The 14289-nt window shown below is 56.9% G+C and carries 12 protein-coding genes and 1 riboswitch; of the genes, 5 read left to right on the plus strand and 7 right to left on the minus strand.

Annotated features, from left to right (window positions below; all coding sequences use genetic code 11):
* Window positions 1-23: 23 nt before the first annotated feature.
* A complete protein-coding gene (locus tag ACVDG4_RS12485) occupies window positions 24-797 on the minus strand; it encodes a hydroxyethylthiazole kinase (protein ID WP_447235304.1) in 774 nt (257 codons plus the stop codon).
* Between the two features lie 68 nt (window positions 798-865).
* A riboswitch (TPP riboswitch) is annotated at window positions 866-976 on the minus strand.
* A gap of 137 nt (window positions 977-1113) precedes the next feature.
* On the opposite strand from ACVDG4_RS12485, the gene ACVDG4_RS12490 reads away from it, so the two are divergent.
* The gene (locus ACVDG4_RS12490; protein ID WP_040450828.1) at window positions 1114-1350 is read left to right on the plus strand and encodes an Lrp/AsnC ligand binding domain-containing protein; all 237 of its coding nucleotides are present in this window, start codon (window positions 1114-1116) and stop codon (window positions 1348-1350) included.
* A 44-nt stretch (window positions 1351-1394) separates the two neighbouring features.
* Here the strand turns inward: ACVDG4_RS12490 and ACVDG4_RS12495 are convergent, their stop codons facing one another.
* The gene (locus tag ACVDG4_RS12495) at window positions 1395-2396 is read right to left on the minus strand and encodes a DMT family transporter (protein ID WP_447235305.1); all 1002 of its coding nucleotides are present in this window, start codon (window positions 2394-2396) and stop codon (window positions 1395-1397) included.
* A 357-nt stretch (window positions 2397-2753) separates the two neighbouring features.
* Between ACVDG4_RS12495 and ACVDG4_RS12500 the strand changes: the two genes are divergently transcribed.
* Entirely contained in the window at window positions 2754-3767 is a 1014-nt protein-coding gene (locus ACVDG4_RS12500) for a putative transporter (protein WP_209174110.1), read from the plus strand.
* A 52-nt stretch (window positions 3768-3819) separates the two neighbouring features.
* Here the strand turns inward: ACVDG4_RS12500 and ACVDG4_RS12505 are convergent, their stop codons facing one another.
* Both ACVDG4_RS12505 and ACVDG4_RS12510 read right to left on the minus strand, forming a co-directional pair.
* Entirely contained in the window at window positions 3820-4893 is a 1074-nt protein-coding gene (locus ACVDG4_RS12505) for a tartrate dehydrogenase (protein ID WP_447235306.1), read from the minus strand.
* Window positions 4894-7191 (minus strand): xanthine dehydrogenase family protein molybdopterin-binding subunit, encoded by a 2298-nt coding sequence (locus ACVDG4_RS12510; RefSeq protein ID WP_447235307.1) that lies wholly within the window; start codon window positions 7189-7191, stop codon window positions 4894-4896. It abuts the gene before it with no gap.
* 266 nt (window positions 7192-7457) lie between these two features.
* On the opposite strand from ACVDG4_RS12510, the gene ACVDG4_RS12515 reads away from it, so the two are divergent.
* On the plus strand, window positions 7458-8102 hold the full coding sequence (locus ACVDG4_RS12515; RefSeq protein ID WP_447235308.1) for a DMT family transporter: 645 nt from the start codon (window positions 7458-7460) through the stop codon (window positions 8100-8102).
* Between the two features lie 21 nt (window positions 8103-8123).
* Entirely contained in the window at window positions 8124-8453 is a 330-nt protein-coding gene (locus tag ACVDG4_RS12520) for an EamA family transporter (protein ID WP_447235309.1), read from the plus strand.
* Between the two features lie 53 nt (window positions 8454-8506).
* On the opposite strand, the gene ACVDG4_RS12525 is transcribed toward ACVDG4_RS12520, so the two are convergent.
* Both ACVDG4_RS12525 and ACVDG4_RS12530 read right to left on the minus strand, forming a co-directional pair.
* Window positions 8507-10168, minus strand: a complete 1662-nt coding sequence (locus ACVDG4_RS12525) for a long-chain-fatty-acid--CoA ligase (protein WP_306149062.1) — start codon at window positions 10166-10168, stop codon at window positions 8507-8509.
* Between the two features lie 285 nt (window positions 10169-10453).
* The gene (locus tag ACVDG4_RS12530) at window positions 10454-11611 is read right to left on the minus strand and encodes an AAA family ATPase (RefSeq protein WP_447235310.1); all 1158 of its coding nucleotides are present in this window, start codon (window positions 11609-11611) and stop codon (window positions 10454-10456) included.
* A 167-nt stretch (window positions 11612-11778) separates the two neighbouring features.
* Here ACVDG4_RS12530 and ACVDG4_RS12535 point away from each other — a divergent pair, with 167 nt between their 5' ends.
* Complete coding sequence (locus ACVDG4_RS12535; protein ID WP_447235311.1) at window positions 11779-12324, plus strand: hypothetical protein; 546 nt, start codon at window positions 11779-11781, stop codon at window positions 12322-12324.
* A 12-nt stretch (window positions 12325-12336) separates the two neighbouring features.
* Here ACVDG4_RS12535 and ade read toward each other — a convergent pair whose 3' ends face one another.
* Entirely contained in the window at window positions 12337-14058 is a 1722-nt protein-coding gene (ade, locus tag ACVDG4_RS12540) for an adenine deaminase (protein WP_447235312.1), read from the minus strand.
* Between the last annotated feature and the right edge of the window lie 231 nt (window positions 14059-14289).

The following is a 14289-nucleotide window of genomic DNA, read 5'->3' on the forward strand; positions in this document are numbered from 1 at the left end:
GCACAATACTATTGGAATGGATGTCAGCCGGTTTGAAGACGGCTTTCGATATCGCGGGCGGTTAGGCTGTAGAGCGTATCGAGAAGCTCTGGAACCAGACTGCCAGGTCCCCCGCTCCGGGAAGCGGCGATTTCGCCCGCAATGTTGAAGACGGAAAGGCCAGATGCCGCAGCAAGCGCTGTATCTGGCTCAACGCTCGCAAACGCTGCGAGGACCGCGCCCCCCGCACAGCCGGTGGCCGTCACTCTGGCCAAAAGAGGATGACCATTGCGCAGCCGGTAGTCTTCGCCCCGGCTCTCGATCTGATCCTCTTCTCCGGTCACGGCAAAGACCGTTCCCTCCGAAATCAAGGCGTCAACGTCGGCCCGCGCATCAAAGAGAGCGGTCATCTCGGCTTCATTCGCCCGGACAAGAGACGGCAGCGTTTGCAAAAGCTCTTTGGCATAGGCACAGCGCTGCGGTGACCGATCCGCGAACACCGGATCAATGGTGATTGGCCGCCCGGCTTCCGTGGCCGCATCAATCGCAACCGGGATCGCCAAACGGCGGCTGTTGTCCAGTGTTCCGAGGTTTATCAGAAGAGCATCGGCAGATGCTGCAAAGCTCTGAACTTCCTCCGGTGCGATCGTCATGGATGGCACAGCGCCGAGCGCCAACAGCACATTGGCCGTAAAGCCCTGCGCGACGGAATTGGTGATGGCATGAACACGGGGTCTTTTTGCCCGCACCCGCTCCAGCAAGGAAAAGACCGCATCCGCCGACAGCGCCTGCGTGCTCGCGGCAATCGACAAACTCATGCCTGGCCCCTTTTCAAGTTCAAAGAGCCGGCGTTCCGCGCCATCATTTTTCGGATAATACGTAAAAGATCAGTCATGATCTCAAATCCCTCCGCCGGTACAAGCCGGATCAGGTTCTAGGAGTTGGCCATTCGCCTCTCAGCCCGATCCACAATTGCCGGGCACCCCCATGAGACAAAATCTGTCTACTAAGCCAGGCGCGGGTTTTCAAGTCCCACTTAGCGATCGCGGTGATCCAAGGACCAACAGCCGATTGACTGTTTGCAATAGATAGGCGATGTCGGGGCACAGTTCGTTTTTGCCCGCAGGAGCCCCCATGACCCCGTTTTTCGTGATGATCAAATGTCAGCTCGGCAAGACCTATCAGGTCGCCAATGCAATCGCGGATGCCGAGATCGCTTCGGAGGTCTACTCCACCAGCGGCGATTATGATCTTCTCGTGAAGTTCTATATCGAAGACGGCACTGACATTGGACACTTCGTCAATGAGAAGGTGCACCCGATCGACGGCATCCAGGACACCAAGTCGATCATAACGTTCAAGGCGTTCTGACCATCCGGCATGAAGCCGCGCGAAATTGTCCGCGCGGCATTTCTTCAAGACTTGGACGGTGTCGATGCCCGGCGGTCCTTGGTCCGATCGAGGCCAAGCCGGTGCTCCCGGTAAATCACGAAGATCCCGGCGGCCATAACGATCACCGCACCCACAATCACCTCAAGAACCGGCACCTCGGAAAAGACGACCCAGCCCACCAGGATCGCCCAGAGCATGTTTACATAATCAAACGGCGCGATGGTCGACGCATCCGCATACCGGTAGCTTTGGGTCAAAAGGATCTGCCCCACACCGCCGAACAGGCCAATCATCACAAGTAGACCCGCTGTTTCCAGATCCGGGATGAGCCAGGCTTGGTCCGGCCAGATCCAGCCGGCTGGAATGGTCAGAAGCGAGATCACGGTCGCCGACAAGGAAAACCAGGTGACAATGGTCGAGGTACGCTCGGTCACACACAGCTTCCGGACCGTGATCATGGCAAGGGCCGCAAAGGCAGCGCCCATAAATCCAGCGATGGCCCCAAAGGTGGCGGAGTTGTCGAAATCCCCTTCTCCCAGGTGCGGTGACAAAACGACGAGGATGCCGACAAAACCAACTGCGACCGCGCTCCACCGATAGATCCGGACAGTTTCGCCCAGCATGAAGAAGGCCAAAACAACAACGATTAGCGGTGTTGCAAAGTTGATGGCCGTGGCATCAGGCAGCGGCAGCAGGTCATAAGCGGTGAACATGCACACCATGGCAGTCAAACCGATGCAGGCGCGCACAAGATGTCCTTTGGGCTTCTGCGTCTGGAATGCAAGGCCAAGCTCCCCGCGCACCCCGACCATCATCAGAACCGGAAAGACGCCGAAGAAATTCCGCGCAAACACGAGTTCCCCGATCGGCACACGTTCGGCGGCGATCTTGAGCACCGTCACCATTGCAAAGAACACGATCGTTGAGGCCAGTTTGAGCCCGATGCCGATCAGAGGAGCCTGACGTGTCATGCCCGTTGGCGTTGGCGCGCGGGACTGTTGGGTTGCAGTGTTTTTTGACGCCATAAATCAGATCCGGATACTGGCTTACATCCGGCGCTTTCCGCGCCACGCACCAGTTTTGAAAGAATAATAGAACAGCGACGACAAAAGCGCCGCAAACAGGTTCCAATCGGTCTGCCGAGCACTCAGGGTAAGATTTGCGCAAATCGCTTCAGAAGTGAGACACTAGTATCTACCCCGGCCTCAATTTTTGCAATCTCGCGCGTAGCCTTGGCAGATTAAACAGGGTCTGCCGATAAAATCGGCGTGTATGACCAACGTTTCCTCTTCAAAAGCAACTGAAAACCCGGCACATACCTGCTCCTGCCGTTACGGGCTCCTATACTTATAAAAAATCCCCGATTCGAAAGGCGCCGCCCCATGTTCCGATCGTTTTTCTTGAACCGTAAATGGTTCTTCTGGGCCTGGATCATCTCGGTGGTCATCCTCGGCGCCACCCAGTACCAGGTGAACCTGAACGTCGAGATCAACGAATGGTTCGGTAGCTTTTACGATCTCATTCAGCGCGCCTTGAGTGAGCCGGGCTCCGTCACGTTCGGCGAATACATGCGCGAACTGATGACGTTTTTGTACATTGCCGCGATTTTCGTGATTGTTGCGGTGATCCTGGACTTCATCACCAAGCACTTCGTGTTCCGTTGGCGCACAGCCATGAACGACTATTACATGGCCCATTGGCATGTGGTGCGTCATATCGAAGGGGCCTCCCAGCGCGTACAGGAAGACACCATGCGCTTTGCGCGGATCATGGAGAGCCTTGGCGTCTCTTTCCTGCGGTCCGTCATGACGTTGATCGCCTTCTTGCCGATCCTCTGGGAGCTGTCAGCCAACGTCACCGAGCTGCCCTGGATCGGTCCCGTGGCTCATTCCCTGGTCTATGTCGCGATCATTTCGGCAGCATCCGGCACGGTGTTACTGGCCGTGGTCGGCCTGAAATTGCCGGGTCTGGAATTCAACAATCAGAAGGTAGAAGCGGCCTACCGGAAAGAACTTGTCTACGGCGAGGACAATGAGGAGCGCGCAGATCCGCCCTCGGTCGATGAGCTCTTCGGTCATGTCCGCAAGAACTATTTCCGGCTCTTCTTCCACTACCTTTATTTCGACATCGCCAAATGGTCGTACCTGCAGGCTACTGTCCTTGTGCCCTACATTGCGCTCGGACCGACAATCGTGACCGGCGCCATCACCTTGGGCGTGATGCAACAGATCGTGCGCGCGTTCTCACAGGTCGAAAACTCGTTCCAGTATCTGGTCAATGCCTGGACCACGATTGTCGAGCTGATCTCCGTCTACAAACGCCTCAGAGCTTTTGAAAGCCACATTTGGGAATACGAGCGCAACGGCGGCGTTCCACAGGAAATGCCAGCGGAGTAACAGAGGTCGTAGGGCAACCGGCAGATGGGAGTCTTAGGACTTGTCTGCCTGACTACTCGTTTGATCCGTGGATCGATCGAATAACAGCATCGGTGACTTCACGGGTGGTGGCTTTGCCCCCCACATCGGGCGTCACGATACCTGCGTCGCAGACGCGCTCAACCGCTGTCATCAGACGCTGGCTGGATGCCGCCTCACCCAGATGATCCAGCATCTGCGATGCTGTCCAGAAAGTTGCGACCGGGTTTGCAATGCCCTTGCCCGTGATATCGAAGGCCGATCCATGAATGGGTTCGAACATCGACGGGAAGCGGCGCTCAGGATCAATGTTTGCTGTGGGGGCAACGCCCAGGCTTCCAGCCAAGGCGCCTGCCAGGTCGGATAAAATGTCCGCGTGGAGATTGGTTGCAACGATGGTGTCGAGGCTTTTCGGGTTCTTGACCATGCGCACGGCCATCGCATCCACCAGCATCTTGTCCCACGTCACATCCGGAAACTCCTTCGAGACCTCCGCGGCGATCTCATCCCACATGACCATGCCGTGCCGTTGCGCGTTGGATTTGGTCACCACTGTCAGCAGTTTACGCGGACGGGACTGCGCAAGCCGAAAAGCATAACGCATGATCCGCGTGACACCAACGCGGGTGAAGATGGCGACTTCTGTGCCCACCTCTTCCGGTAGCCCGCGATGCGCCCGCCCGCCATTTCCGGAATACTCGCCCTCTGAATTCTCGCGCACGATCACCCAGTCCAGATCTCCAACACCCACGTCGCGCAGTGGCGACGTTACGCCCGGTATAATCTTCGTCGGTCGGACATTGGCGTATTGGTCGAACCCCTGACAGATCGGCAAGCGGAGCCCCCAAAGGGTAATATGGTCCGGCACATCCGGTGCGCCGACAGCCCCGAAATAGATCGCGTCGAAAGGTTTAAGCTGCTCGAGGCCATCAGATGGCATCATCTCGCCGTGCTTCTTGTACCGCTCTGATCCCCAGTCGAAGAAGGTCAGTTTGAAATCTACGTCACCGGCCCGTTGACCAAGCGCGGCCAACACTTCAGCACCCGCTTCGATCACTTCAGGCCCGATGCCGTCTGCCGGGATGGCTGCAATCTGGTAAGTGCGCATTTATTTCGCCGTTTGGATTGCATCCCAGACCCGGTGCGGGGTTGCGGGCATATCAAGGAGTTCGGTGACACCCGCGCCGTCTTTCAGAGCATTCTGGATCGCGTTCATGACAGCCGCGCAGCCGCCGATCGTACCCGCTTCGCCAGCCCCCTTGATCCCCATCGCATTGGTGGTCGACGGCACATTGCGGGTCTGGAAGTCGAAATTCGGGACATCCGCCGCCCGTAGAAGCCTGTAGTCGAGCAGTGAGGCCGTCAGAAGCTGACCATCTTCGTCAAACACCGTGTGCTCGCACAAGGCCTGACTGATGGCAGACGCCGCCCCGCCATGAACCTGACCAGCCAACAGCAGCGGGTTCACGGTGACGCCGAAATCATCGACGATGACGTAGTTCTGGATATCGACATCGCCGGTGTCCGGATCAACTTCCAGCTCGCAAATGTGGGTGCCGTTTGGATAAGTCGCCTCGGTTTGCTTGACTTCTTCACGTGCTTGCAGGGGCTCACCGGACCCGGCAGCGATTTCGGCAAGGGTCACCTGCTGGTCAGTACCGACAACGCGGACCAAGCCGCTGTCGAGTTCAAGATCGTCAACGCCCGCTTCGAGCTTGTCGGCAGCGAGTTCCTTGACCTTCTTGACCAAGGCAACGCTGGCTTCCTTGACGGATGGCAGCCCGAGCGGAATAGAACGCGACCCACCGGTGCCGCCGCCTTTGCGAACCCGGTCGGTGTCGCCCTGAATGACCTCGACATCCTCGATGTTGACACCGAACTGTTCCGCAACGACTTGGCTGTAGGCCGTCGCATGGCCCTGTCCGTTGGTCTGGGTACCGATCAGAAGCGTCAGGTTGCCGTTCGCACCGATCTCGACGGTCGCCTCTTCCCCGCCCGGGAAAGCACAGGCCTCAATGTAAGAACAAATGCCGAAGCCACGATACTTGCCGGCAGCTTGGCTTGCCTCCTGGCGCGCCTTGAAACCTGGCCAATCAGCGGTCTCCAAGGCCTTTTCCAGATGGCCCTGATAATCTCCGGTGTCATACATCCGGCCGGTCTGAGTGGTGTAAGGAAGCTGTTCCTTCTTGATGAAGTTGAGATTTCGGAACTCAACCGGACCAAGCCCGGTTTCCTCAGCCGCCTTGTCGATCAGCCGTTCAATCAAGTAGGCCGCTTCCGGACGCCCAGCGCCGCGGAACGCGTCGGTCGGAACCGTGTGACTGTAGACGCCTTCCACCTTCGCAAACACGGCCGGAATGTCATAAAGGCCGGATGTCATGGTGGTGCCGACCCAGGGAATAAACGGGCCGAACTGGTGCAGATAGGCGCCCATTGCCGCCTTCACATGCACCTTCATACCCAAAATCTTGTTGTCTGGATCCAGAGCCAGCTCGGCATGGGAGAGATTGTCCCGGCCATGAGCATCGGTGACAAAATGATCCATTCGCTCACCGGCCCAGCGCACCGGCACACCCAGCGCCTGCGCCGCCAGCATCGACAGCGGATATTCTCGGTAACAGAAGATTTTGGTGCCAAAACCACCGCCAACTTCCGGCGTTACAACCTGAACCTTTTCCGCCTCAAGGCCAAGGATCTGGCAAAGGACATCCCGCATCCCGTGCCCGCCCTGAGTTCCAAGGGTCAGTTTGAAACGGTCGCTGGCACTGTCGAACTCGGCCACACAGCCGCGCAGTTCCATGTAATTGGCAACAATCCGGTTGTTGACGAGATCGATTGAAACCGTTTTCGACGCGTTGGCAAAAGCCGCATCGGTTTTCTCTGCATCGCCGTGCCCGAAGGTAAAGGCAACGTTTGTACCGAACTCCGGCCAGACCTTTACCGCATCGGGCGCAAGCGCGTCTTCCATTTCAACCACGACATCCAGCGGATCGTAGTCGACCTCCAGCATCTCGGCGGCATCACGTGCGCCTTGCAATGTATCCGCTACCACAAAGGCAATTGCATCGCCGACATAACGAACCGTGTCGGAACACAGCAGCGGCTGCGTCGGCAGATTGAAGTTACTGCCGTCGATCTGCTTCAAGATAGCCCGTGTCGGCATGGACTTTCCGGCGACATCCGCACCGGTCAGCACCATACGGACGCCATCCATCGTCCGCACTTCATCTGCATTTGCGATGGAGATTTTTGCATGAGCCATCGCCGAGCGGAGCACAAATGAATGGAGGCACCCTTCCGGCTGGTAATCGCCGGTATATATCCCCTCTCCCGTAATGAGCGGCAGATCTTCTTTGCGGCGCAACGGTGCGCCAACACCGAATTTCGGAGTAGCCATTTGGTTCATGGAAGAGGCCTTCAGTTGACTTAAGTCTTTGCCGGTTGTCTGCAGCGCCTGGGATGCGCCAGCGGCGGGTTGACCACAATATAGTCCGGCGCAATTAAACTGGCCAGTGCACTTTTTTGCAAGTCCCGGCAGCAAAGCCCTTCCCTTCTTACCGAATTCCAGTAGGTTTGTTCGCACACTCTCTTTTTGACCGTCGCTCTGCCCGCCTAGCCGGACCCCAAACTCTTCTCGGTCAAATGCATCTGATAAAACGCGACACGCCCTAAATGGATTCCACACCCGACAAAACGACGGCAGACCCGGCGGAACCTAAACCGTCATCACCGAACCATTTCATCGGGCGGTTGGCGGAGCGCATCGGTCAACTGCCGCCAAACACGATCGGTGCGCTGTGGATTCTGCTCGCCGCCTTCCTGTTTTCCATCATGGTGACACTGATCAAGTTTCTCGGTCAGGATCTCTCCGTGTTTCAGATCCTCGTAGTCCGTCAGGTGCTGATGCTGCTAATCGTGGCGCCCAAGATCCTGCCGGGACTGCCCGGCTCGCTTGCCACAAAACGCCCGGGGCTCCAGCTGACCCGTATCGTCTTTGCGACCTCCGCAATGCTGCTTGGTTTCACCGCGATCATTGAGATGCCGCTAGCAGATGCGACGGCGATCAGCTTTTCAAAGACGTTTTTCATCACCATCTTCGCCATCTGGTTCCTGGGTGAGCAAGTCGGCAAACATCGCTGGGGAGCGACCATCGTTGGCTTTTTGGGAGTGCTTTTGATGCTCCGGCCAAGTGGCGAAGGTCTTGTGGATCCCTTTGCCCTGATGGCGCTTGGCAGTGCGGCTTGCGCCGGGATGGTGATGATCGTCATCCGCATCCTGACCCGGACCGACCCGCCCAATACGATCCTCACCTATTAGGCGATGGGCGTTGGCCTCATCATGATCATACCTGCATGGATGACCTGGCAAGCGCCGACACTGGAACAATGGGCGTTGCTGGCGGCAGTTGGGTTCTTTTCCTGGGCCGGGCAAATGGCGAACATCAAGGCGTTCCAAGCCGGCGAAGCCACAGCCATCGCGTCGCTCGACTACACCCGCCTGCTCTATGCCACCTTGTTCGGGGCCTTGATCTTCAGTCAGTGGCCCGGGGTTGAAACACTGATCGGTGCCAGCGTGGTCATCGCGGCCTCGATCTACACTGTCCGCCGCGAAGCCATCCGGGGCCGCCAGCTGGCCCGCGCTTCGGACGGCCGCGGGTATTCCAACTAAAAACGCGCCCGAATTGGGCGCGTTAAAGGTCTGACTTCCAAGAGCCGAAGAATTTAAGCGGCGGCAGCGGCGCGCTTGGCAGCCTCTTCTTCCACGAGTTCCTTCTTCGACAGTTTGCCAACCATTGTTTTTGGCAACTCGTCGCGGAACTCGATTTCCCGCGGCAATTCAATGGCCGACAGGTGATCCTTCAGGAAGGCCTTCAGGTCACCGGCGGTCAGGGAATGACCATCCTTGAGCTTGACGAACGCTTTCGGCGACTGGCCACGGTATTCGTCGGGGATCGCGATCACGATGGTCTCGTCGACAGCCTCGTTTTGATAAATCGCTTCCTCAATGACACGCGGATAAACATTGTAGCCGGAACACAGGATCAGGTCCTTGATCCGGTCGACCAAATAAATGAAGCCGTCTTCATCCTGGTAGCCAACGTCCCCGGTGTGCAGGTACCCATCTTCTGTAATGGTTTCTGCCGTAGCGTCGTCGCGCTTCCAGTACCCCTTCATCACCTGCTGGCCGTGGATCAGGAGTTCGCCCTTCTCGCCTTGAGCAACTTCGGTCTTTCGGTCCTCAATGTCGACAAACCGCACCTTGGTGCCAGGGACCGGACGTCCGATCGATCCTGCGCGGCGGTTCTCGTCCAGCGGATTGACCGCGGCAACCGGAGACGACTCGGTGAGGCCATAGCCTTCGACCAGAATACAGCCAGTCAGTTTTTCGAAGTTTTCCTTCACTTCAACAGGCAGCGGCGCACCGCCGGAGATGCACAAGTTGATGCTGGAAAGATCGTATTTCTTGGTCTCGTGCGAGTTGTTGATCGCCGTGTAGATGGTTGGCACCCCCGGGAAAAGGGTGACTTTCTTCCGAACGATCGACTCCAAGAGCATCTTCAGCTCAAACCGCGGCTGCAGCACCATCTCCGCCCCGAGAATGACGGAGAGATTCTGCCCCACCGTCATCGCGAACACATGAAAGAACGGCAGCACACAGAGCATCTTTTCCTCGCCCGGCTGGGCTTTCTCGAAGATGTCGCGCATCTGTTCGATATTGGCGCAGAGGTTCTTGTGCGTCAGCATTGCCCCTTTCGGCACACCTGTTGTCCCACCGGTGTATTGCAGAACAGCGATTGTTTCTTCCGGATCGATCTCAACCGGCTTCGGCTTGCTGCCCTTGGTCTGCAGATCTTCAAAACGGACATGCGCCTCGTCCTGCGGGATCGCGGCAAGTTCCTTACGCTTGAACAAGCTGAAGAGTGTCTTTTTGATAGTCGGCAGACAGAACGTCATCGGACAGACGATGATCTTGTCCAGAACACGTTCTTTCCGGACGTTCTCGACTTTGTCGTAGATCACTTTCAGATCCATGGTGACCATGATGCGCACATCGGCATCGCGGGCCTGGAAAGCGATTTCGCGCTCAACATAAAGTGGATTGAAGTTGGCGACTGTGCCGCCGATCTTCAGGATCGCGAAGTAGAAGATCGTATAAAAAGGGGTATTGGGCAGGCACAACCCGACATGCACGCCGGGCCCTACGCCCATGGCTTGCAATCCGGCCGCGGTACGGTCGACCAGGTCGCCCATCTCACGATAGGACCAGACCTTGCCCATGAAGTCGGCCGCCGGCCGGTCTCCAAAGCGTTCCGCTGAATTGTCGAGGTATTCGTGAATTGGACGGACCTTAAATGCCGCGTTCCACTCCTCCGCACTCGTCATGACGTTCTCCAACGCGTTTTCTCCGACTCCTTTTACATGCGAGCCGGTTGACCGATTCAGCCCCCCTACAGCTGAATCCTCCTCCCTGATCGGCAATGCATATCGCGATGCCGACGCCGGTGTTCCCTACTGACATGACCCAAGCTTCCGTTCACGTCAACCAGCGACGTAACGACACCCCCGCAACTTTTTTGCACTTCTAGGTACAAATTACCCAATAATTGGCCACACCTGCACTCAATAGTTGCTTTCATGGGTCATGTCGGCTCCGAACAAGGACGCACTCTAGCGGCTTGGCCAGCGCCAGCGGGGCGGTTCCGCATCGGCGACTTGCGTCTCTCCGAGTTCCTTGTGGAGATGATGATGAAGGCACCCTCGCTCTCCGGCAAGAGCATTCACCAAAGGTTCCGCATGCGAGACAACCAGCACCTGGGTCTTTTCGGCAGCTTTCGAAATCAAGCGCGCCAAAGGTTCCAGGAGCGAGGGATGCAGGCTGGTTTCCGGCTCGTTCAAAACAATCAATGGCGCCGGGCGCGGAGACAAGAGCGCAGCCGTCAAAAGCAGATACCGCAATGTGCCGTCAGAAAGCTCAGCGGCCCGTAGAGGCCTCAACAGCCCTTTTTGCCGCATGAGTAACTCAAAATAACCCTCGTTGACGGTGATCTCGATCTCGGCTCCAGGAAAGGCATCGTCAATTGCTTCAACCAAAGCGACTTCATCACCTATCTCCAGAATGGTCTGAAGGGCGGCCGCCAGGTCTGCTCCGTCAGCGGAAAGCGCTGGCGTGCGGGTTCCGATCTTCGGAAACCTGGCCGGTGCCTCCCTGTCGGTGCGCAGATGGTCATAGAACCGCCACGCACGCATCCGTTCCCGTAGCACCAGGAGCTCTAGACCGTCTTTCGGGTCGGCGGCATGGGTCATCATGCTGTCAAACCGCGCCAGATTTTGGACCACCGGCAGACGTTGCCCTTGTTGGTTCAAGACCCGAACCGACGGCCCGTTGCGCCCGGCAATCTCGTTAGACCGTGACAGCGCCTCTCCCGCCCAAAGGGCTTCGCACTTGATTTCAGGGTCCATTGAGAAATAGGAACGGCCGGCATCAGCGGGCAGTCCAAGGTCGATCGCGTAGCCGTAATCTTCGTCCGAAAATCCCAGTTTCAGGGCAACAGTTCCCTTTCGAACCGTGCCTTGCATCGGCACTTCTCCCCGCTTCATGGCGCGTGACACGGTTTCCGGGCCAGCCCAAAGCGTTGAATTTAAACCACCTTCGGAGGCGAGCGTTGCGATCGCCCGACCCTGTGCGACTTCGGCCAGAAGCCGGATCGAGCGGTATAGGCTGGATTTGCCGCTGCCGTTGGCACCGGTAATCAAGGTGATCCGGTCGAGCGGCAATATGAGGTCACGCAAGGAGCGATAACCGGAGACGGCAAAAGTAAGAAGCATGCCTGGATCCTAGAAACTGGCCAGAATTCGTTTTGGACTTTGCAGAAACCCGAACTAAGCTGGAAGATCAGCGGGCGTTAAATCGGGATCGATTTCACGCCGAACGCTGATCGCTCTTAAAGGAGCACCGAGGCAGCCTGTTGCCTCTATGCAGAAATTGAAAGGCCATGTTTAATCCCAAAGAGGCGGCGGACGATAGCCGCGCTTTGAACATTGTCATATTATTTTTCGTTGCCGTTGCGGTGATCTTCTCGATCGGTCTCCACTTCGACAGCGGTCTCAAATACTGGCTACTCAGCAAATTCGGTGAAACTGCGACCGGGACCGTTGTGCAGATCACCAAGCCCTCGACCGATCCGAATGAGATGCGTGACCTCGCCCGGCAAAGCCCGCGCAACTATTTGAAAAACCGCCAGACTTGGGTGACCGGTGACAGCCTGCTGATTGAGTTTCAACCGGAAAGCGGAACGCTTGAATATGTCTCTTTCAAGCGGCCGCCCGGGAGCACTGTCGGCCAGGCAGGCAAAGCAATCGACATCATCTATTTGCCGCTCAATCCGCGGATCGCGCACCCGCACGCCCATCTTGCCGACTTTGCTTTTGACGCCAAGATCATGATGGGCTCGCTGATCGCTGCGATGATCACCTTTTGGCTGCTGGTTGAAGCATTTGTTTCTTGGATCAGGTTCCGGAAAACCATGCGCCATTACTGACGGCCAGAAGCGCTATGACCCCTGATCAACCAGCTCGAACTTGTTGACATCAAACACACCGAAATCTGTGATTTTGAGATGCGGAATAACCGGCAACGGCAAAAACGCCACTTGAAGGAACGGTTCCGCCAGTGTGCAGCCAAGCGCCTTCGCGGCATGTCGAAGGTCTTCCAGCTCATGACGCACCGTCTCGAACGGCTCCAGGCTCATGAGCCCTGCAAGTGGCAGCGCCAGCTCAGCCTTCACGCCGTCCTGGCCGGCGACCGCAAACCCGCCCTTCATCGCAATGACCCGGTTGACCGCATGAGCCATCGCCGCTTCGTCAGCGCCAACAACACAGATATTGTGACTGTCATGGCCAACCGAAGACGCGATGGCTCCTTGTTTCATGCCGAACCCGTGGACGAACCCGAGGCCGATGTTGCCGGTGCCCTTGTGCCGTTCAACGACTGCGACCTTCAGAACGTCCTGATCAAAATCCACCAGGGTCTTGCCGCCATTTACCGGCAACGTGCGTTTCAGGTGTTCCGTGATGATCTTGCCAGGGATGACACCAATCACATCGGCTTCGCTGTTGCGGGCCGGAATGTTAAACGATGCCGCACTGACCTCATTGGCCTTGACGCTATCAAGCCCGACAGGCGCGACAACGCTACGGGTCGCAAAGGCGGTATCATCGGCGACAACACCGCCACAGATCGCGGTTTCAACACGGCAGTCTTCGAAATCGCTCAACAAGGCAATGTCGGCGCGTTTTCCGGGAGCCAACACGCCTCTGTCTTTCAGGCCAAAGGCATTCGCCGCTGACCAGCTTGCAGCGCGATAGACGTCAAGCGGGCGGATCCCCTTGGCAATCAACCGCCGGATCATGCTGTCGAGATGCCCCTCCTCCGCAATATCCAGCGGATTACGATCATCGGTGCAAAGCGCAACGAAAGCCGAGGTATCGGACGTCAAGACCGAAGCCAACGCATCCAGGTCCTTGCAGACCGACCCCTCCCGCATCAGCACTGCCATGCCCTTGGAGAGCTTTTCCTGCGCTTCTTCAGCTGACGTTGCCTCGTGATCGGTTCGGATCCCGGCCGCCAGATAGCCATTAAGCGGTTTGCCGCCGAGCAAAGGCGCATGGCCATCGATATGTCCGTTCTGGAAAGCTGCAAGCTTGGCAAGCACCTTCGGATCGCGCGCCAGAACACCCGGAAAATTCATGAATTCCGCAAGACCAATAACGCTTGGATGATCTTTGAACGGCAGAAGATCTTCTATTTCCAGGCAAGCGCCAGCTGTCTCGAACGCAGTTGCCGGAACACAGGATGACAGATTCACTTTCAAATCCATGATGGTTTGCAATGAACTGTCCAAAAAGTAGCGAATACCCTGTGCGCCCAGAACGTTGGCAATCTCATGCGGGTCACAAATCGCAGTCGTAACCCCATGCGGCAGGACACAGCGATCGAATTCAAAAGGCGTTACCAATGAAGATTCGACATGAAGATGCGTGTCGATGAACCCGGGCGCCGCTGTAAGACCCGTTCCATCAATGGTGTTTTCCGCCTCATAGGTGTCATGCGTTCCAACAATTCGGTCGCCGACGATGGCAATATCCGTCGTCACAGTCGACCCGTCGACGACGCTGAACATCTGCACGTTCTTGATGACCAGATCCGCCGCAACCTCCCCCGCACCCGCGGCTATAGCCTTGTTCAAAAAGCTCTCATCGTGGCGGTGCGACATGGTTCGGATCTCCTGTTCTTTTTCTAGAAGCGGACCTTAGCGTTCAGCAGCCCGGATCAGAAAGCCCCAAGCGGCATTTTCCACGTGGCAGATTTCTGCGTGCACTTCATCACCCCCTGTCAAAGGGCAATCGAGCTCCAACCTCTGTCCAAATCGAGCGCATTATTTCGAATTTGATCTTCAACGTCACTTTCAATTAATTAAATCACATTTAATAATAATCGAAAACTC

This window comes from Roseibium sp. MB-4, from assembly GCF_053005265.1.

What these genes read in the sequence shown, in the direction of transcription:
- ACVDG4_RS12485 (WP_447235304.1), bottom strand. Translation starts at nt 797, where the DNA reads ATGAGTTTGTCGATTGCCGCGAGCACGCAGGCGCTGTCGGCGGATGCG.
- ACVDG4_RS12490 (WP_040450828.1), top strand. Translation starts at nt 1,114, where the DNA reads ATGACCCCGTTTTTCGTGATGATCAAATGTCAGCTCGGCAAGACCTAT.
- ACVDG4_RS12495 (WP_447235305.1), bottom strand. Translation starts at nt 2,396, where the DNA reads ATGGCGTCAAAAAACACTGCAACCCAACAGTCCCGCGCGCCAACGCCA.
- ACVDG4_RS12500 (WP_209174110.1), top strand. Translation starts at nt 2,754, where the DNA reads ATGTTCCGATCGTTTTTCTTGAACCGTAAATGGTTCTTCTGGGCCTGG.
- ACVDG4_RS12505 (WP_447235306.1), bottom strand. Translation starts at nt 4,893, where the DNA reads ATGCGCACTTACCAGATTGCAGCCATCCCGGCAGACGGCATCGGGCCT.
- ACVDG4_RS12510 (WP_447235307.1), bottom strand. Translation starts at nt 7,191, where the DNA reads ATGAACCAAATGGCTACTCCGAAATTCGGTGTTGGCGCACCGTTGCGC.
- ACVDG4_RS12515 (WP_447235308.1), top strand. Translation starts at nt 7,458, where the DNA reads ATGGATTCCACACCCGACAAAACGACGGCAGACCCGGCGGAACCTAAA.
- ACVDG4_RS12520 (WP_447235309.1), top strand. Translation starts at nt 8,124, where the DNA reads ATGATCATACCTGCATGGATGACCTGGCAAGCGCCGACACTGGAACAA.
- ACVDG4_RS12525 (WP_306149062.1), bottom strand. Translation starts at nt 10,168, where the DNA reads ATGACGAGTGCGGAGGAGTGGAACGCGGCATTTAAGGTCCGTCCAATT.
- ACVDG4_RS12530 (WP_447235310.1), bottom strand. Translation starts at nt 11,611, where the DNA reads ATGCTTCTTACTTTTGCCGTCTCCGGTTATCGCTCCTTGCGTGACCTC.
- ACVDG4_RS12535 (WP_447235311.1), top strand. Translation starts at nt 11,779, where the DNA reads ATGTTTAATCCCAAAGAGGCGGCGGACGATAGCCGCGCTTTGAACATT.
- ade (WP_447235312.1), bottom strand. Translation starts at nt 14,058, where the DNA reads ATGTCGCACCGCCACGATGAGAGCTTTTTGAACAAGGCTATAGCCGCG.